Source organism: Cyclobacterium xiamenense (genome assembly GCF_042140265.1).
In the GTDB taxonomy this organism is placed as follows: domain Bacteria; phylum Bacteroidota; class Bacteroidia; order Cytophagales; family Cyclobacteriaceae; genus Cyclobacterium; species Cyclobacterium xiamenense_A.
In genome coordinates this window covers 4,928,204-4,946,380 of the sequence record NZ_CP159481.1, presented here as the reverse complement: position 1 = coordinate 4,946,380, position 18,177 = coordinate 4,928,204, and the positions used below count along the sequence as shown (strand labels likewise).

The 18,177-nt window shown below is 49.3% G+C and carries 15 protein-coding genes; 11 read left to right on the top strand and 4 right to left on the bottom strand.

Annotation, left to right across the window (positions count from 1 at the left end):
- The first annotated feature begins 9 nt into the window (after positions 1 to 9).
- Positions 10 to 897: a sugar phosphate isomerase/epimerase family protein gene (locus ABWH99_RS20105; RefSeq protein WP_375583592.1), complete on the top strand. Its 888-nt coding sequence runs from the start codon at positions 10 to 12 to the stop codon at positions 895 to 897.
- A gap of 73 nt (positions 898 to 970) precedes the next feature.
- Here the strand turns inward: ABWH99_RS20105 and ABWH99_RS20100 are convergent, their stop codons facing one another.
- Complete coding sequence (locus ABWH99_RS20100) at positions 971 to 2,356, bottom strand: DUF1080 domain-containing protein (protein ID WP_375583591.1); 1,386 nt, start codon at positions 2,354 to 2,356, stop codon at positions 971 to 973.
- A gap of 327 nt (positions 2,357 to 2,683) precedes the next feature.
- Here ABWH99_RS20100 and ABWH99_RS20095 point away from each other — a divergent pair, with 327 nt between their 5' ends.
- The 7 genes from ABWH99_RS20095 to ABWH99_RS20065 all read left to right on the top strand — a co-directional run bounded on the left by ABWH99_RS20095 (position 2,684) and on the right by ABWH99_RS20065 (position 12,387).
- Positions 2,684 to 4,330, top strand: coding sequence for a Na/Pi cotransporter family protein (locus ABWH99_RS20095; protein WP_375583590.1), 1,647 nt, complete (start codon positions 2,684 to 2,686; stop codon positions 4,328 to 4,330).
- Positions 4,331 to 4,487: 157 nt separating this feature from the next.
- A complete protein-coding gene (locus tag ABWH99_RS20090; protein ID WP_375583589.1) occupies positions 4,488 to 4,973 on the top strand; it encodes a hypothetical protein in 486 nt (161 codons plus the stop codon).
- 490 nt (positions 4,974 to 5,463) lie between these two features.
- Positions 5,464 to 6,033, top strand: coding sequence for a RidA family protein (locus ABWH99_RS20085; RefSeq protein ID WP_375583588.1), 570 nt, complete (start codon positions 5,464 to 5,466; stop codon positions 6,031 to 6,033).
- A gap of 25 nt (positions 6,034 to 6,058) precedes the next feature.
- The gene (locus ABWH99_RS20080; RefSeq protein ID WP_375583587.1) at positions 6,059 to 7,216 is read left to right on the top strand and encodes a bile acid:sodium symporter family protein; all 1,158 of its coding nucleotides are present in this window, start codon (positions 6,059 to 6,061) and stop codon (positions 7,214 to 7,216) included.
- A gap of 89 nt (positions 7,217 to 7,305) precedes the next feature.
- The gene (gene ggt, locus ABWH99_RS20075) at positions 7,306 to 9,105 is read left to right on the top strand and encodes a gamma-glutamyltransferase (protein ID WP_375583586.1); all 1,800 of its coding nucleotides are present in this window, start codon (positions 7,306 to 7,308) and stop codon (positions 9,103 to 9,105) included.
- 158 nt (positions 9,106 to 9,263) lie between these two features.
- Positions 9,264 to 10,637, top strand: coding sequence for a hypothetical protein (locus ABWH99_RS20070; RefSeq protein ID WP_375583585.1), 1,374 nt, complete (start codon positions 9,264 to 9,266; stop codon positions 10,635 to 10,637).
- Positions 10,638 to 10,935: 298 nt separating this feature from the next.
- Complete coding sequence (locus ABWH99_RS20065) at positions 10,936 to 12,387, top strand: sulfatase (RefSeq protein WP_375583584.1); 1,452 nt, start codon at positions 10,936 to 10,938, stop codon at positions 12,385 to 12,387.
- Between the two features lie 225 nt (positions 12,388 to 12,612).
- On the opposite strand, the gene ABWH99_RS20060 is transcribed toward ABWH99_RS20065, so the two are convergent.
- The 3 genes from ABWH99_RS20060 to ABWH99_RS20050 form a co-directional block, all read right to left on the bottom strand.
- Positions 12,613 to 13,467 carry a mechanosensitive ion channel family protein gene (locus ABWH99_RS20060; RefSeq protein ID WP_375583583.1) on the bottom strand — a complete coding sequence of 285 codons (855 nt, stop codon included), beginning with the start codon at positions 13,465 to 13,467 and terminating at the stop codon, positions 12,613 to 12,615.
- Between the two features lie 31 nt (positions 13,468 to 13,498).
- Positions 13,499 to 14,368 (bottom strand): alpha/beta hydrolase, encoded by an 870-nt coding sequence (locus tag ABWH99_RS20055; protein ID WP_375583582.1) that lies wholly within the window; start codon positions 14,366 to 14,368, stop codon positions 13,499 to 13,501.
- A 497-nt stretch (positions 14,369 to 14,865) separates the two neighbouring features.
- On the bottom strand, positions 14,866 to 15,279 hold the full coding sequence (locus tag ABWH99_RS20050; protein ID WP_375583581.1) for a hypothetical protein: 414 nt from the start codon (positions 15,277 to 15,279) through the stop codon (positions 14,866 to 14,868).
- 209 nt (positions 15,280 to 15,488) lie between these two features.
- Between ABWH99_RS20050 and ABWH99_RS20045 the strand changes: the two genes are divergently transcribed.
- The 3 genes from ABWH99_RS20045 to ABWH99_RS20035 are packed head-to-tail and all read left to right on the top strand — an operon-like array spanning position 15,489 to position 17,669.
- Positions 15,489 to 16,031 (top strand): RNA polymerase sigma factor, encoded by a 543-nt coding sequence (locus ABWH99_RS20045; protein WP_375583580.1) that lies wholly within the window; start codon positions 15,489 to 15,491, stop codon positions 16,029 to 16,031.
- A gap of 16 nt (positions 16,032 to 16,047) precedes the next feature.
- On the top strand, positions 16,048 to 16,671 hold the full coding sequence (locus ABWH99_RS20040) for a hypothetical protein (protein WP_375583579.1): 624 nt from the start codon (positions 16,048 to 16,050) through the stop codon (positions 16,669 to 16,671).
- A gap of 20 nt (positions 16,672 to 16,691) precedes the next feature.
- Positions 16,692 to 17,669, top strand: coding sequence for a hypothetical protein (locus tag ABWH99_RS20035; RefSeq protein WP_375583578.1), 978 nt, complete (start codon positions 16,692 to 16,694; stop codon positions 17,667 to 17,669).
- Positions 17,670 to 18,177: the final 508 nt, after the last annotated feature.

Genomic DNA, 18,177 nt, shown 5'->3' with positions numbered 1-18,177 from the left:
TTGCACACAATGAAACGAAGAAATTTCCTAAAAAAGGGCCTTCAGGTGGCCTCTCTACCAGCTTTGGCCATGCATTACCCCTCCCGCACGTTGGCGGGTAGCAACAGTAATTTAAAACTAAGCTTAAATGCGTTTTCATTTAACGCCGCTTTGAGAGACGGCTCTGTGGGGATCGAAACCCTGTTTGATTTTTGTGCAGGGCAGGGTTTTGCAGCTGTAGATCTGACCGCCTACTACATTCCGGGGTACCCGGAGGTGCCTTCGGACGAGGTTCTGTTTGGCATCAAAAAACTGGCACACCACCGGGGCCTGCACATCAGCGGTACCGGCGTCCGGAATAATTTTACCGAATCAGATCCGGTGATTAGAAAGGGGGAAATTGATTTGGTGAAGCGATGGGTGGTGGCTGCTGCAAAACTGGGAGCCCCGGTCCTAAGGGTATTTGCCGGGCCCCGCCTTCAGGAGGGAATGGTATGGGAGGAAAAGGCAGCGTTGGTTGTGGAGGCTTGCCGGGAATGCGCAGCATTTGCTGCCAACCATGGCGTCATTCTCGCCATGCAAAATCATAATGAATTTATCCAAAGTGCAGCGCAGGTAGAACAGATCATGAGGGAAGTAGATGAGGAATGGTTTGGACTGGTACTGGACATTGGCAGTTATTCCCAGGCCGACCCATACGAGGAGATTCAGAAAAATATCCGCTATGCGGTCAACTGGCAACTTAAGGAGAATGTCAATCATTTCGGCATACAGAAGCCGGTAGATTTGGCGAAGTTGATGCCATTGATTCGCGACAGTGATTACCAGGGCTATTTGCCCATCGAGACCTTGGGACCCGGTGACCCGTTTGAAAAGGTAACCCGGTTTCTGGCCCGGGTCAGGGCTGAAATGGGGTAACCCGGCGTTGGAATCCGAATAAAAAAAAGCAAGCCCTGCGGACTTGCTTTTTATTGAATGCGGGAAATGGGCCTTATTCCAGCTCCCGGATTTTTATGTTTTTGTAGTGAACCTCGTCACCGTGGTCCTGCAAGAGGATATGTCCTTCCTCCGCTTCTCCAAAATTATCCCATTTTTTGTACTTGCTTTCCGCGACCAACTCCCGATACGCATCGGACCCGCGGGTATAGGTCAGCACCTTTAGTCCGTTGATGTAGTGCTCGACGGTATTGTCCGGGTGAACCACCACGCGGCCTTTGTTCCACTCGCCAATAGGTCGCACAAATCGGGACTGCTTGTCTGCTTTAATCAAGTCATAAAGTGAAGCCAGGGTACGATTCCCGTCTTTTCCCTGCTTGGCATCCGGATGTCTTTCGTCGTCCAGTATCTGGTATTCCAGTCCAATGGCCGATCCGGTATTGTTTTCATTTAGGGTTACGAAATATTTTACACCGCTATTGGCTCCCTCGGTCAGTTTGAAGTCGAAGGCCAGATCAAACGCGCTGTATTTGTCTACCGTAACGATGTCCCCGGCATTCGCTGACTCCCGTCCGTCGCTGGCTTCAATGGTAAGGACGCCATCGTTGATGGTCCAACCCCCTTCTGGAAAGCTTTCGCCACGGGCGCTTCTCCATCCTTCGCTCGTTTTTCCATCGAAAAGTAGTTTCCAGCCAATCTCTTCCTCATAAGGAGTAAGTTCATTATTCAATGTACTGACGACAAAGACATCGTTTTCGAAGGGTGTGGGGGTTAGGTTTTCCGTTTTGATGCGGATGTTTCGGAAATAGGTTTTTTTCCCAGCATTTTCGGGGTTATTGCCAATGCCGTGTACTTGAAGGCCGATAAACCCGGAACGATCCATATCGTCTACGAGGTAGGCTACTTCCTGCCCATTGACCCAGGTTTTTAGGGTATTACCGATAAACTCGATACGGTAGGTATTGAATTCCCCCAGCTTAAATGCGCTTCGTGCATCCGGATTGTAGGTGAGGGGGTACAACCAGCCCCGACGTGCTTCGTCGTAAATTCCTCCCGACCAGGCGCGTTCTTTCGGGTCGCACTCCACCTGATAGCCAAAAACCCTTCCTTTGCCATCGTTGGCATCTGGATTGTGCTGGCCCCGGGCCATTACGCCGGAATTGCTCGACTCATCGTCTACGCGAATTTCCAATTCGAGAATAAAATCTTCGTAGGTCTGATCGGTTACCAAAAAGGTATTGGGTGTATTGGCAACGGCGGACCCTACGATTACGCCATCTTCTACGGTGAATTCGGCGGCTCCATCTAATTGATGCCATCCATCCAGTGTTTCCCCGTCAAATAAATTGGTCCAGCCCTCTTTCGTCTCGACCGTGGGCTTTCCACAGGCTGCAAGAAGAATAAACGCCAGGGCAAAAAGGCTTAGGTGTTGTTTGTTCATGATATCGGTTATTTTTTACGAATGTGTTAATGATTCATCCATCTTTGGAGTAGATGCAACCACGTGCAACGGGTAAAGATAAACATTATCTGATGAATTTTTTTAAAAATACGCAATCGATTGCACAGGATCGGTAAAACTTGCTAAGATTTTTCGTCTGGCCAACGACAGAAAATCCGTTCGGTTCGCCCCTACTTGCACGAAAAGTTTGTTAAATTTAGGGGAACTTCACGAACGAGTCCTGAATTCCTCTTTCCTGGTCGCTGGAAAGAAGAAGCCTGCCTGGGATGTTCGGAAGGCACGGATTTTTATTCTAGTTACAAACTCATGCAAGGAGTATTTGATTATTGGGAGTTCCTGGCCGGAATTGGCTTATTCCTCTGGGGAATGAGCCAGGTAGAGCAAGGACTCAAAGGATTGGCAGGGAACTCGTTCAAAAATCTGTTGCATCGGTACACGGACAGAGCCTGGAAGGGAATCCTGGTCGGGACACTTGTAACGGCAATCCTACAGAGTAGTTCTTTGGTCACCCTGATGGTACTGGCCTTTTTAGGAGGGGGAATGATTCACCTCAAAAATGCCCTGGGAGTGGTTCTTGGGGCCAATATGGGAACCACCTTCACAGCTTGGATTGTCGCGACCTTTGGGTTCAAAATAAGCGTTGCCGATTTTGCCTTTCCCTTTCTGGCCATTGGTGTACTGACGTATTTGTTTACGAATAGCCGGCCGTTTTTAAAGAATGCAGGGATTTTTTTATTGGGATTTGGGCTGCTGTTTTTGGGCTTGGACTTTATGAAAGTATCCATCGATACCTACGCTGCAGCCGTGGACCTTAGCACTTTCGATGAACATGGTCGCTGGTGGTTCCTGGTTTTAGGCATCTTAATTACCGCCATGATCCAATCCAGCTCAGCCCTGATCGTTATCGTATTGAGTGCCATCAACGCCGGACTTATCGGTTCGGACCATGCCCTTGCCATGATTATTGGCGCAAATATCGGAACGACCTTCACCCTGATCCTGGGTGCGGCCGGGGGGACCGCCGATAAGAAAAGGTTGGCGCTGGCTAATTTTAGTTTTAATTTTATTGCCGGTATTCTGTGTTTTTTTTGGATCGATGCATTGATTCTGCTGAGTATACAGGTTTTTCACCTAACGGATCCGCTGATGGAGCTGGTGGCCCTAAATTCTCTGATAAATGGGCTGATGATCCTGGGTTTTTATCCTTTTTTATCGCCCCTTGAGCGTTGGTTGAAAGGACGGTTTCGCTCTGATGTTCCCAAGGGAAGGTCTCGTTTTGTCAAAAATATCAGTGTGGAACTTCCTTCCGTGGCCCTGATGGCGTTGGAGAAAGAAATGGACGGCGTTCTTGAAGATACATTGAAATTGGTGTGGAAAATTGTGCACAAACACAAAGGTCCAAAAAAAGAAGCCTCTGTTTGGCGAAAAATAACCTATCAGTCCAAGGATTTACTCCTGGATTACCAGCAACTGAAAAATCTCGAGGAGGAGCTGTTTGCGTTTGCGTTGCGCCTGCAAGCAGAAAACCTGAGTCCAGAGGAAGCAAACCGTTTATCGGATTTGTCCCAGACCCTGCGCTTATTGGTGGTCGGTGCCAAGGAGTTTAAAGACATTGTCCATAACCTGAAGGAAATGGAGGACGCCACCGAGCCCTTCGTTGCCGAGGTATTGGCGGACCTGCAGCAGCAGGTAAAGGATTTTTTGACGGTATTCGAAGAATACCAGGCACTTCATGAATCAGATGCAGCTACTTTGGTCACAGTAGAAGAGAAACTCAAGGCCAGCTATTCCGAAACGATGCATGCTCTTTACAGTCAGCTACGTACCAAAAAGACCGACGTGCCGGTGTCCACGCTGGCCAATGTGCTTCAACAGGTTTTTTCTGGTCTCGGATTGATATGGAAAGGCATTGGCTCCTTGCGGAAGGAATTGCCCGCCAAGATGGATCTATAGAAAATGATTTACCGGCTTCTGCGCATAAAAAAAAACCGGAAGTAGGGAACGACCTTCCTCGGGCTATTGCCAAATTCATCTAAAAAAAAACGCCTGAAAGTCAGCTGTTTTGCTCGATTTTACGTATACTTAGCAATCAACAAAAATCCCCTGACCCATGATTAGATCTGCAATGTTCGTTTTCGTTTTTGTGTTTGCTTCTGTGGCTACATTCGGACAATCGCCCTGGGAGGTCAAATCCCTTCCCTATTCATTGAATGGTGCGAAAAACTGGTCCGCGGGTGCGGATTTCGGATTACCGACAAGCAAGAGTCTTGAGAATGGCTTTTTGAGTACAAACAGCCTTTCAGGGTCTAATGATCAAAATCCTTTTGGATTGAACGATTTCCGCAAAAGCACCAGAGTGGTCTTGCCCGTGAAAGTGGCCCGGGGTCCTTGGAAGATGCCCATTGCCGACTTGTCAACAGGATACACCTCCAATTTACCGATAAAGCGATCTTTAGGCGATTTTTCTTCCCCCATGCCGATGGTTCGCGAGAAACCAACGTTACCGGAATCCGGCTCAAGGTATTCATTTGAAGGTAATCCCCAGTTATTTCCAGGTGGTTCCGAGGGGGCGTCTGTCCTTAGCCCGGGAAAGTGACCGCCCCAGGCGGCATTACTGCCCCCAGGAAGTAGGGTTGAAAAGACGGTTGCGGTAATTTCAAGTCGCTAGCTATCAATACCCGTCAATTAATCCAGCAACCGATCTCCCCGGAAGGATTGCCTTTGCTGGCAAGGGGGACGGATAAGCCGGCCCGCTCCTCAGGGCACTCGCAGCCTTAGGCATTTCCGGGCTGTATTATCGCGTAAACCTTCACACGGTATCGATAATATTGCTTCGCGATTCGTCGTTCCAAAAGAGCGATTATTTTTTGTTTCAGGCTCGCCGGTTAGCCGCATCCCGGAATTCACTCGTTTTCGAGGGTTTTTTCTTTCGGTTAATTCCCAAGTTTATATCTTTTTCACGAACTTACACTCCCGGGATGTTTCAACGATCCCTGATTTACCTGCCGGTCATCCGTAAGTAGTGTATACTCATCGGCAAGAACGCCCAAATTACCAGTATTTTATCCATAAAATCCCTAATCGAAATGAAATGTAATCACCTCACGACAGTAAAATTTCATCATACGTTTGCGTTAACGCTTGCTGTTCTGTTGGCTTCGGCCGGGATCTTGCTGGTGCAAGCCCAGACAAATGACCCGGAAACGCGACTTGCCGAAATGGGTATAACCCTGGCCGAACCGGCGGCACCTACCGCCAATTTCGTTTTGGCTGTGCAGACCGGCAACCTGGTTTTCCTCTCGGGCCATGGTCCCATGCAGGAAAATGGCGAATACATGAGCGGAAAGGTAGGCGACGAACTGAACCTGGCCCAGGCTGCAGATGCAGCAAGGCTTACGGGAATATCCCTGCTCACATCGTTGAAAGCACAGATAGGCTCACTAAATCGGGTGAAGCGGATCGTAAAAGTCCTGGGAATGGTAAACGCGGTGCCTGACTTTACCCAGCAGCCACAGGTGATGAACGGTTTTTCTGACTTTATGGTGGAGGTTTTCGGTGAAAAAGGCAAGCATGCCCGGTCTGCTGTGGGAATGGGTTCCTTGCCCTTTAATATACCGGTGGAAATCGAAATGATTGTCGAACTGTACGAGGAATAACGGCGCGGACCTTTACGGATAGAGAATGAACCTTAAAGGAAAAGGAAGATGCACCTACCTGCTTGCCGGAGCGCTGTTGTTGTTTGTTGTAGCGCTGTTGATGCTGGCTATGCGCAACACCTCGCACCTTGGTCCGGTGTTGATCGCATGCTTTCTTTGTGCTTCCTTGGGTGTTAGAGGATTTCAGGCGACGAAAGGCCTTTCATTCACCCTATTAATTTTGGCGGTGGTGGCTACTGCCTTGAATTACCCGGCGTATTTTCTTGAAATGAATGGCTTTGAATTGGCGGAGCTGATTACACCGTTGATACAATTGATCATGTTTGGGATGGGTACGTCGATGGGCGTAAGGGATTTTATCGCCCTCGCAAAGGCTCCCAAATCCGTACTGGTGGGGGTGGTTGCGCAGTTTTCACTGATGCCAACGATTGCTTTTTTTTTGGCGTCGGTAAATGGTTTTTCTTCCGAGATTTCAGCAGGACTGATTTTGCTAGGCTGCGCACCGGTATCGGTGGCGTCACCGGTAATGGCTTATCTGGCCAAAGCCAATGTGGCGCTTTGCATCACCATCGTATCGGTTACTACCCTTCTGGCTCCTCTGGTGATACCGCTGCTTATGAAGCTATATGCGGGTGGATTTATTCCCATAGCTGTTTTTGACATGATGTGGGGCATCGTCAAAATGGTGCTGTTACCAATCGGCGCCGGGCTGCTATTCAATAAATTTCTGCACGGACGGGCCCGATGGTTAGATGTTTCCATGCCGCTGGTATCCATGGCGGGTATTGCATTCATCGTCGCGATCATCATGGCAGCAGGAAGAGAGAGCCTGTTAAACATGGGCTTGCTACTGGTAGGAGCAGTTTTGCTGTTAAACCTTGCAGGGTACCTGGCGGCCTATTGGATGGCCCGGCTTTTCCGATTGAAGGAGCAAGACTGTCGGACCATCTCGATTACTACGGGAATGCAGAATGCAGGTCTTGTTTCCGGGATTGCCAAGGAAATGGGAAAAATCGCAACGGTGGGACTGGCCTCGGCCGTCTGCGGGCCCCTGATGGGGTTTACCTCCTCGGTATTGGCTTCCTATTGGAGTGGGAAGAAAAACAAACGCCTGCCTGCAGATGCAGCGACGGCAAATAAATCCACCTCTTTATCGATGGAACGGGCGGACCAGCAGGACTGAGGATTTGAAGCAGGTGCGGACTTCGCAAATATACACCGCCTTTAGCGGATAGGGCCTTGCATGGTCGCGATAAAAAAATGATATAACCGATGAAAAATTTTGATGAACTATTAATTCTATTCCGAAAAACACTTTCTGCATTGCTGGTATTGCTTACGCTAGTAAGTTTTCATTCCCAGGCCCAGGTGGCCAAGGAAAACCTTCGCCCGGCAGCAGTAGGGAAAATGGGAATGGTGGCTTCGGCCAACCCATTGGCCAGCCTTGCCGGCCAGAAGATTTTGGCAAAGGGAGGCAACGCAATAGATGCCATCGTGGCTACCGCGGCAGCCCTGAATGCCGTGGAGCCGTACATGTCCGGTACAGCCGGTGTGGGATACATGCTTTTTTATTCCGCTGCCGAAGACCGGGTTCGCTCGCTCGTTTTCGGCGGTTGGGTACCCAAGACCTTCGATGCCGGATCGTTGGCGGCAGCAGCGAAGGCAGCAGACGGGGCAGGTCACGAGGCAATCGAAACCGTCGGGCCGAAAATCGTGGCCATACCCGGTAACCTGGCGGGCTGGAACCGGGCATTGGAAGATTACGGCACCCTGTCTTTGGAAACCGTATTTGAATCCGCTATTAGCTATTTGGAAAATGGAGTGCCCATTACCGAGTTTGACGAAGCGATGTGGAAAGGAACGGTGGAGCGGGTAAAGCCACACAAGGAATCGGTAGCGCTACTTTTTAAAGACGGACAATACCCGTACGAGATCGGCGATTTCTTTACGAACAAACCCCTGGCGGCGACGATGAGACGCATCGCAAAAGAGGGAATTGATGTTTTCTACAAGGGCGAGATTGCCCAACAAATAGCCGAGGCTTTTAAACAAGACGGTGGTTTTATTACCGTGGAAGATCTGGCAATGGTTCCCGACCGGGTCCAATGGACCGAGCCGATTTCGATCGACTACAGAGGATACAAGGTTTACAACAATCCCCCTCCGGGCATGGGCTTGCAGCAACTGCAAACGCTAAAAATTATGGAGGGGTTTGATGTAAAACGCATGGGGCACAATAGTGCCGAATACCTGGCCCACCTGATGGAGGCCATCTATCTGAGCAGGTTAGATACGGATGCCTATATAGGAGATCCGGACTACGTGGATGTTCCAGTGGACCGGCTGCTTTCTGAAACCTATCTGGATGAACAACGAAAAAAGGTAGTCGCACGCGTGAAGAATAGAAAAAAATCAGCGGCCAGCTACCCAGAGGACACCATGCAGGAGATCCCCGATTTGCAAAGGGGAACAGTAGATCCGACCTATCAGTACGCTACCACCAGCCTTTCGGCCATGGACCAGTGGGGCAACGCAGTGGTGATTATCCAGACGCATGGGGGTGGTTTTGGTTCCGGTTATGTAGCTGGCAAAACCGGTCTGATCTTCAACAGTGCCATTGATTGGATGGAAAAGGCGCCTGGGAAAGCGAACAGCGTGGAACCCTGGAAGGGTGTGGGTTGGTGTATCGGAGGGATGATGCAATTTCACAAAGCAGGCAAACCTGAACTAATTGTCGGTTCCCCCGGCAGTTTTGGGATTTTGCAATCCGTTCCCCAGGTTGCCATGAATTATATTGATTTTGGTATGAATATACAGGATGCCATCAGTGCACCGAGGTTTCGCTGGAAAGACGAATTGGGTTCGGTACCTGCCAAAGAAATTATCATAGAGCAACGGATAGCGCCCGAAGTACTCAGCGAATTGCGGCAAATGGGCTACCAGCTGGATACGAGTTTAGGCGATTGGTCCATGACCGTGGGCGGTGCCCAGGGTGTTTCCATTGATCGTGAAAGTGGCTGGATGATGGGTGGGGCAGATCCGAGGCGAAATGGCTATGCGGTAGGCTGGTAACCAACACCGGCTTCTCGGGAATCGGGCTCCCAACCAGGCAACGAAGGTAGCGGTGGTTCCGAATAAACCGGTACAAAGGGCTATTGAAATTCCGGAGGACTTCGATGCCAGACAAGTAAGGATACTGCTAGTATTGAATAAAAAACAAGTACCTACCAATGAAAAGGACTATGGAGACAAACAAGGAAAATCCAAGAAGGGAATTTATAAAAAAATCAATTTTAGCCGGTTCATTCTTCCATCTAGGGGCTGGTTTGGGTGGGGCTCAGGCGGAAGCCATGGCCCGGATAATTGGAGAGAGTAGCAAGAAGTCCCCCGCAGCACAGAAAACGGTGGCCCTTATCGCCAACATTTACCGTAACAGTGCCCATGCAGATGTGATTGGGACGAAGCTTTTCGCGGGTATTCCCACGGACGAAGGGATGGTTGCGCCGCAGGTGAAGATTGTCTCTGTATGGATTGACCAGATTGGAGCCAACGATACCGGGGTTAGAATCGCCAAAATGAACGGGGCAACAGTCTATGGCACGATCGCGGAGGCACTTACGCTGGGCGGGGACAAGCTGGCAGTAGATGCAGTGATATACATTGGCGAACACGGGGAGTATCCTTATAGTCGCTACGGCATAAAAATGTATCCGCGCATGAACTATCTGGAGCAGATTTTCCGTGTGTTTGATGCCTCGAACAAGTCAGTTCCGCTATTTACGGACAAGCACCTGGCTTACAGTTGGTTGGATAGCAAATGGATTTATGACCGATCAAAGGAACTGGAGGTGCCCATGATGGCGGGCTCTTCCCTGCCATTCTGCTGGAGAGACCGGCCTTTGGAGCATCCTATTGGCCTGGGTATTTCAGAAGCAGTGGCGATCGGCTACGCCTCACTGGATGCCTATGGCTTTCACGTGGCGGAGATTTTGCAATGCATGGTAGAGCGAAGGGCAGGAGGTGAAACAGGGGTGGCAAGTGTGCTGGGACTAAAAGGGGAGGACGTTTGGAAAGCCATGGATGATGGACGCATCAACATGGATTTAGTCACCGCCGCCTGTAATTCGATCAAAGGAAGGAAGCAAGGAGACATGCGGAAGTTGGTGGAAGCGCCCCATGCCATTCTGGTTTCGTACAACGATGGCACCAAAGGCGCGATCGTCATGCTTACCGGGTACGTGAACCAGGGTTGGGCCTATGCTGCCAATACCTCGCAGGGGCAAGTAGCCACAGAGTTTGTTCTGGACCACAGCATGAGCTATTCCCATTTTAGCTACCTGACGCTTAACATTCAGGAGTTTATCCGTACCGGTAAACCCACGGCCCCGGTGGAGCGTACGTTGCTTACCAGTGGTATTACCGATATGGGTATCCGCTCGCTGGTGGACGGAGAAACAAAACAAACGCCTTTTTTAAACCTGAGCTACTCTGCGGAGGGATATGCACCCATCCGGCCCACTGCTCCCCGGCCGGAAGGACAGAGTATCGGGCCCTGGCCACCTGAAGGCTACGAATTTATCATTCCCGATAGATTCAAAGAGTAGCTCTTGAATTCTTCCTATCCTGAGGTGTCAGGCGGCTGTAGCTTTGTCCCGTAGGGACTCCGGCCCGGAGTCCCACGCCCCGGGCAGGATTATCAGCCCGGAAGGAATGGGAGGACGGTTACTTGTGCCGAAGCGAGCAAACCCCTTCCCGCATTTATCTTTTTGGTATTCCCCATGCCAATGGAATGGCGGAATCCGAGGGGATTTTTTCAAAAAGTTTGTTAGCTTTAGTCCAGAAAAATCACCTGTTCCATCCAATGTACCGAAAGGGTGCAATGGCTATAAACCCATCCAACCCATGAATAACCGATCGATCACGCTCGTTTTTCTTTCCCTGCTTTTGTGCGCATTTTCCGCGCAGGCCCAGGACCGTCCCAATATCGTTTTGATCATGGCCGATGATCTTGGCGGAAGGGATTTGCCTGCCTATGGCAACCGGTTTAACGAAACACCCCATATAGACAAATTGACCCGTCAGGGAATGCTCTTCCGACACGCGTATGCGGCGCCCGTTTGTTCCCCCACCCGAGCCAGTATTCAAGCCGGACAGTACCCGGCCCGGGTAGGTATTTTTGACTTTATTCCCGGGCATTGGCGCCCCTACGAGGAGGTCGTTGTACCTCATCACCGGGTGCAACACCTACCGGATAAAATTGAAACACTGGGTAATTCCATGCAGGCCGCAGGGTACAAAACCGGGTATTTTGGCAAGTGGCACCTGGGAAATAGTCCGGAACACCTGCCGCAAAGCAGGGGCTATGATCGGGCCTATACGTATGCTGGTGGAGGCTTTTATCAGCCGAGATTCATTCCGGAATACACCGGAGGGAAAAATCGGAGGCTCAGCGAAATCCTCACGGATATGAGTGTGGATTTTATGAAGGAAAATCAAGCGGAACCCTTCTTCCTGTTTCTATCGCATTACGATGTACACGTGCAATTGGATGCAGACCGATCGCTGATCGATAGGTTCCTCAACAAGCCCAAAGACCCGAGTTACGCCAGCAATGCCGTTTATGCAGCCATGATCTCGCATGTGGATGCCAGCGTGGGGGCATTGATGGAAGCACTCGAAGACCTGGGCCTCGCGGACAATACGGTGGTGATTTTCTATTCAGACAATGGGGGTGTAGATAACCGGTTTGACAACATTCCTCTATTGGGAGGGGACAGCAAAGATGTCTACCCGGAAGGGCACCCCCTCCGCTATATCGCTACATCCAATGCGCCGCTGCGGGCGGGCAAAGGGACGGTATACGAAGGGGGAATCCGCGTTCCCCTGATTGTCCGCTGGCCTGGAAGGGTAGAACCGGGCAGTACTTCCGAGGCCATAGTATCCAGCGTGGATTTTTACCCTACCTTTCTGGAACTGGGAAAGGGAGAAGCCCCGATGCAGCAGGTGCTTGACGGGCATTCCATGGTGCCGGGCCTATTGGGAAAGGGCGTGGATCCAGAGCGGGAAGTTTTTACCCACTACCCGGTTTACCACCACGAAGTCCCTATGTCTGCGCTTAGAAAAGGCGACTGGAAGCTGATAGAAAACCTGGTATCGGGCGAGTTTGACTTGTACAACCTCAGGTACGACATCAACGAAATGACCGACCTCAAATTTAGCTTTCCGGAAAAGCTAGCCGAGATGAAGGCAGCCCTGAAAAAATGGCAAACCGACACCGGCGCCCAATACCCGGTACCCAATCCTGATTTCAATCCGGCTCGCCGGTACGAATGGGGAACCAATCCCTTTCGATAGCCCAAAAGGCCTGTGCTGACCCGGATAGATTGACATTTTTCGTTGGATACCGTCGGTAACCGGTGTGTATAAAAAGCAAGAAACGCCGGGTATCCTGTTTTTGGGAACAAGGCTCTTAGCCAATGGATTGCTCGGTCATTAGGCCCCCTGTGTATACCCTTTTGCATGGGCGTACGATGGCACCAATACCTCAAAAGGCTGAAGCGCGAATGATGGTGCTTGGTTTCAGGGCTGATTCTGCTCCCCGGGAATTGTGCCTTTGAGTTCGATGATCCGGCCGGGAAGCGGGTAGTTGGCTCCTTCCAGGGCTTCCAACACGGCCAGTATGGCCGCTGCACGTACAACGTGGTCCGCATGTTTCTTGTCATAGGTATTGACCCAGTAACTTACGCGAATCAAGAGGGCACTATCGCCGATTTCGTTCACCAACGCCATCGGTCCCTTTTTTCCCGATAAGACGCCCGGTACCTGATTTAGTGTCTGCGTAATTAATGCCAGAGCCTTTTGGTAATCGCAGCCGTACCCCAGGCCTAACATAAAGTTGTAACTAAGGTATCCATCGATGGTGAAATTGATTAAGGGACTTTTTATGATGGAGGCGTTTGGAAGGAAAACGTCTTTCCCATCCAGGGTTTTGATTTGGGTGTCGCGAAGGTTTAGCGCCCGTACCTTTCCACTGATACCCTGAATTTCCACCAAATCTCCTATTTTAAAAGGCCTTTTGAAAGCCAGAAGTATTCCGGCCAGGAAATTTTCACCGATATCCTTGAGCGCAAAACCGATGATAAAGGCGGTGATACCAGCTCCGGCCAATATACTGCTGACGACCCCGGTGAGACCTAGAAAACGAAGAATCAGGGTAATACCGAAAAGCAGAACGATAAACCGAATGCTCGTGGCAATAAAATCTGCCAGCAAGGAATCTTCGGTTCGTTTACCAAGTCGGATACGTGCGATTTTTTTTATCCAGCGGGATAGGTAAACAAAAAATACCAAAAGCAGGATGCCGATGAGCAAGGCTACCAACAATTGCCGCAGGTCTGCCAGGTCGTCTGTAACAAGGGATGCTAATTTTTTCAAGGATTCACTCACATTCATCGGAATCGTTTTTTTATGGCATCAAGGGTTCATGGTTGGTCAAAACGAGTTGGCGAAGCCATTTTTCTGCCAGGTCCGGCCAGGTTTCCGCGGCATCGTTGCCGTTGCGCATCCCGTATCCGTGCCCACCTTTCGAAAGGAAATGTAGGGTCACGGGAATTTTCTGGTCCCGAAGCGCCCCTGCCATCACCAGGGCACTGTTCCCATACCGATCATCTGCGGTACCAAAAAGAAACTGCGGAGGAGTGCGGTCACTCAGGCCAAGCTCTGGTGTCAGGCTCCGATTCTCCCCTTCGTCCAGATACGCTGGATAGATCAGCAGGGCAAAATCAGGGCGTGCCGAGAGGCTGTCCGCCGCATCGACAGGCGCATAGGTCCGCTCGTCAAAACGGGTGCTTGCCCGGGCGGCCAGGCTGCCGCCGGCAGAAAAGCCAATTACTCCCAACCGCTTAGCGTCCACATTCCAGTCGCTGGCTCTTGCCCGGACCATTCGAAAGGCCCGCTGCAGGTCGTAAAGTGCAGGTTCCCGCTTGTCCGGAACACGGTATTGGAGCACAAATGCTGTAAAGCCCAATTGACTAAACCATTCTGCTACCTCGTACCCCTCCTTGTCAATGGCGAGGATATTGTACCCCCCTCCCGGACAGACGATGATGCCGGCGCCATTGGAAGGTGCTTTCGGCTCGAATACCACCAGTGCCGGGTCGGTTACATCGGTAAGCCGGATAACATTTCCGCTGGTATTGGGCGTTTGAACCGGAGGGTGTTTGGCCATCGTTTCACCGGGGACCGTACCCGGCCATAGGTAAAGGGTGTCGGTGCCTTGTGCATTGCCAATGGCCGAAAAAATCAATAAAACGAAACAGGTGAAGCAGGTTTTCATTCGGAATGGGTTTTGATACTTGGTAGGACAAGGTTTTTTTCATCGGACGTAAAGAGTATGTCAAGTTAGTAGATTTCCTCGAAAACCTGCGGGTTCTACTTGGAATTTAGCGGCTTTCACTCCTCAAAAGCAACAACAAAAACGCATGTAAAAAAAATATGATGCAGGTACAAGCAATAAATACCCAAATAAGGTCTTTTTTGCCGGTAATCTGCTATGGTTTTAGTTAGGTTGTGTTTGGATTGGTTGGTGCTTAGCTGTCCCAAAAGAAATTTCGAGTAATGGGCAAACCATTGAATTAAACTTTTCGTAGAAACGCATGTGGATTTTGAATAAGCAAGGCTATACCAAACAAGTACGACATTCAATACGATTCTCTTCGATGAAACACTTTCTGCTACCGCTTATTTTTGTTTCCGGATTTTCCAATGCTTTAGCCCCATTTAACCGGGGCAATGGGTTGGGGTCGGGAATTCCGACTTCCCTACAAATTGCACTTACTCCTCAGTAATCCACTCGCTGCTTATTTGCTCAAGTAAAAGAGTGGAGGTCGTTTCGTCAACAATCCTTAGTTCCTGAATCTGTGTTCCCCCCCAAAAGCCTGCTTCCAGTCTGATTGTTTGTCCGTTTCTTTCCCAGTTTCCCTCGTAGTCATCGGTCAGGATGGGAGGGGTGCCGCACCAACTGCTGTTGGCCCGATGTAGTAATTTTCCATTGCTAAAAAAACGATACCCTTCTGTATTTTCCTGCAGTTTGTTTACCTTCTCCATCACAAAGCCATTTTCCTTGTATTCCAGATTGCTCCAATTGCCGATTGGAACGGGTCCGGATTGCAGGGTAGAAAGATTTTCCTCTTCCATACAGGAAAGAAGCAATAAGCCGGATACAAAGACAAAGACGATTTTTTTCATCGAAACGAGTTTTTAATTTCAATGTCAGGACGCAGAATCTCCGCAGTGTGTTGAGGTAATGACGGTTTTAACGTTTTTTCATTTCCCCACGCCACTAGTTGTTTTTTCGCCTTAACATTTTTTCACAAAGTAAAATTTCACTGCAGGCAACGTATGCCTAACTTATCGGGTTCCTACCTTTACATACACAATAAAACATTTTGAAAGAGTTGGAAATCTTATCAGGTTGTCTGAAAAACGACCCCGTTGCGCAAAGAATGCTCTTTGACACCTATTACCGGCAGACGTTTCGAACGGCCATGCGGTACCTGGCCAATCACCACGATGTGGAAGATGTGGTGTCCGTCGCCTATTCCAAGGTGTTCAGCCGTATCCACCAGTTCGAATACAGAGGAGAGGGCAGTCTTGGCAAATGGATCTTCACCATTGTGATTCATGAATCGATTCGCTTTTTGAAAACAAAAAAGGAGATGGTTTTTCATGAGGATGAAGCGTTGATGGCAAAAAGCATCTCCCAACCTCCACCGGCTGGCTACCTGGACATGGAAGAAGTCGCTGAGATTCTGGATGACATGCCGAAAGGATATCGCACGGTTTTCAATCTCTACGCCATCGAGGGCTATTCTCATAAGGAAGTTGCGGAAATGCTTCAGATCAATGAAAACACTTCCAAATCGCAGCTAAGCAAGGCCAGAAATTACATCATACAGCAACTAAGGATAAATAATCATGCCGTACCAAGAAATAGATGAAGGTATCCGGAACGGATTGCTTCATACCCGGAAAAGGGACGAAATCTATGCCAGTGAGGCCAAACAAAGAATATGGGCAACCATTGAAATCAAAAAACGCACCCTTTCCTGGGGCATGCTTTCCGCCATGGCTGCTTGTGTGCTGTTGCTGCTCGTTTGCGGGGTCCTCTTTCTTAAACTTGACCAGCAAGCCGAAAAGCTGGACGAGATGACCGCCCTTATTCATGTTTTGAAACAGAATAAGCCAGCCTACTCACCAGATTCTTTGGGGGCACAAAGACCAAAGCCGGATACGAAAGTGAAGCCGCTAGTCTTAAAGGCGAAGCCCCTTGCTTTCCGGCCCGAAGAAAGTGATAGACATTCGTCTCGGCGAGAATTTCACCAATCAATAGGTGGGTCCAAACCAATTTCGCGCCCGGCCCTGTCGCTGCCAGGTATAGAAATCGCCATTCCCGAAATAACGACGGCAGGGCTGGCTCAAACGAAAGCCATACCCGAAAAATCAACTCCACAAAAACTACCCTACGCGTCTTTGCAGGAGCCGGGATCAAAGAATAACCAAAAATTTAGGATCAGGTGGGGCAGCATTGGGCATTTCCCGGATAAAAACCAGTCGCTGGCACTACAGATTAAATTATAAACTACTAAAACACACCTACCATGAAAACGCGCGATTGTTACTTACTGACTTTTCTTTTTGTACTTCTTTTTCAAGCCGTGTCGGCACAGCATGCGGAAGTGTTGAGAGATACCATACGTTTTGAAGAACACGCCCACCTGGACCTGTTGATTCTTGCGGAAGATTACCACGAACTGAAGAAAAGCGGGGGCCTTAAAGAGGTATTCGAATCGTTTCAAGTCGATCTGAACGAAATTCAGGAGGACCTTCCGGAAGATATTCCTTACCTGGTCGAATACTGGCATCAGGATAACGTGCATATCCAACCAAATCCTATCCTAAAAAGCTATCGGTTTTCAGGGGAGCGGGAACTGCTCGAAAATTTCCGGAATCGGATTATTATATACGATGTAGCAAATAAGATGGAAGCCATTATTACCTTCAATGATGTGGCGGCGCTGTTGGATGTTGATTTTCCATTGCTGGCAGAAGAAATCAGCAACCAATTGCCCGAGCGGCACCGGTTTTTGCGAAGCCTTGAATACCGGCAAGACCCTTCCAATCAGGGGCTAATCCTTAGCCAGGACCGCTTTACAGGGTACATGGACATGCTGAGCATCCGTGCAGGAGTAGGGGCTAATGTGTATCAAAATAGTTTTTTGACAGATATTTCCGGGGAGATTGGTATTCATCTAAATCAAAAAGGGCTGTTAAAAGATCAGTTCTATATTTCCAACAACCTCTTGTTTTCCTTCAGCGAGAACGGTGGAATAATTACCAACAATTTCACCAATCTGGGATACCGTAGAAACTTTTCCGACGACCGGCTAAAACCCAATTGGCTGGGAGTGGAATTTGGTCTGGTAACAAAGCGAAGCGGAGCGCTTTTCAAATCGAACACCATGCGGCTGGGCGTGAACTGGGAAATCGTAAAAAACATCAGCGTAGCCCCTCAACTCTATTTTAACGGTTTTTTCAAACAAGTCAGTCCGGGCTTTCGAATCGGGATTGGATTATAGACGGAAGAAATATGGTGAGGTCTACTAGATAGGCTTCTCCTTTTTTAACGGCCTCAAATCGTAGGAATAGCCACTTATTGATCAACTAATTCCCTCGGGTCGAAACAAGAATCATGCAGGCAGGAAAAGGCCACCAATCTCCAAAAGTGAAAAGTTCAGAAAGGACAAATCGCTCTTCCCGAAGCGTACCCATTGGCAGTGTTGGGTCTACCGGATGGATGATCGACTATTGGCAGACACGATTTTCTTCATGCCTTTTGGCATTTTCTTGTATGTTATATTTGTTGCCCTCGGGTTATTGACGATTCCTTTGATAAGCGCTACCGTTCGCTTTTTACTTTCCAAAAATGTTGCCATGCTTGGGAATAGCTATCGGGGGCCGAGAGGAGTGCTTTTATTCGGTAGTATGATTCATTGGATACGTAGTGCCTTTTACTCTTGCTGACCGGTTAGGGTTTAAAGGAAAGCCTCTTTGGATGCGGGTATAAAAGGAATCCAAATCGTCATT

Bases quoted from the DNA above. Each gene is read 5' to 3' on its own strand.
- ABWH99_RS20055 (WP_375583582.1), bottom strand. From the start codon at position 14,368: ATGAAAACCTGCTTCACCTGTTTCGTTTTATTGATTTTTTCGGCCATT.
- ABWH99_RS20050 (WP_375583581.1), bottom strand. From the start codon at position 15,279: ATGAAAAAAATCGTCTTTGTCTTTGTATCCGGCTTATTGCTTCTTTCC.
- ggt (WP_375583586.1), top strand. From the start codon at position 7,306: ATGAAAAATTTTGATGAACTATTAATTCTATTCCGAAAAACACTTTCT.
- ABWH99_RS20065 (WP_375583584.1), top strand. From the start codon at position 10,936: ATGAATAACCGATCGATCACGCTCGTTTTTCTTTCCCTGCTTTTGTGC.
- ABWH99_RS20080 (WP_375583587.1), top strand. From the start codon at position 6,059: ATGAACCTTAAAGGAAAAGGAAGATGCACCTACCTGCTTGCCGGAGCG.
- ABWH99_RS20100 (WP_375583591.1), bottom strand. From the start codon at position 2,356: ATGAACAAACAACACCTAAGCCTTTTTGCCCTGGCGTTTATTCTTCTT.
- ABWH99_RS20095 (WP_375583590.1), top strand. From the start codon at position 2,684: ATGCAAGGAGTATTTGATTATTGGGAGTTCCTGGCCGGAATTGGCTTA.
- ABWH99_RS20085 (WP_375583588.1), top strand. From the start codon at position 5,464: ATGAAATGTAATCACCTCACGACAGTAAAATTTCATCATACGTTTGCG.
- ABWH99_RS20105 (WP_375583592.1), top strand. From the start codon at position 10: ATGAAACGAAGAAATTTCCTAAAAAAGGGCCTTCAGGTGGCCTCTCTA.
- ABWH99_RS20035 (WP_375583578.1), top strand. From the start codon at position 16,692: ATGAAAACGCGCGATTGTTACTTACTGACTTTTCTTTTTGTACTTCTT.
- ABWH99_RS20090 (WP_375583589.1), top strand. From the start codon at position 4,488: ATGATTAGATCTGCAATGTTCGTTTTCGTTTTTGTGTTTGCTTCTGTG.
- ABWH99_RS20070 (WP_375583585.1), top strand. From the start codon at position 9,264: ATGAAAAGGACTATGGAGACAAACAAGGAAAATCCAAGAAGGGAATTT.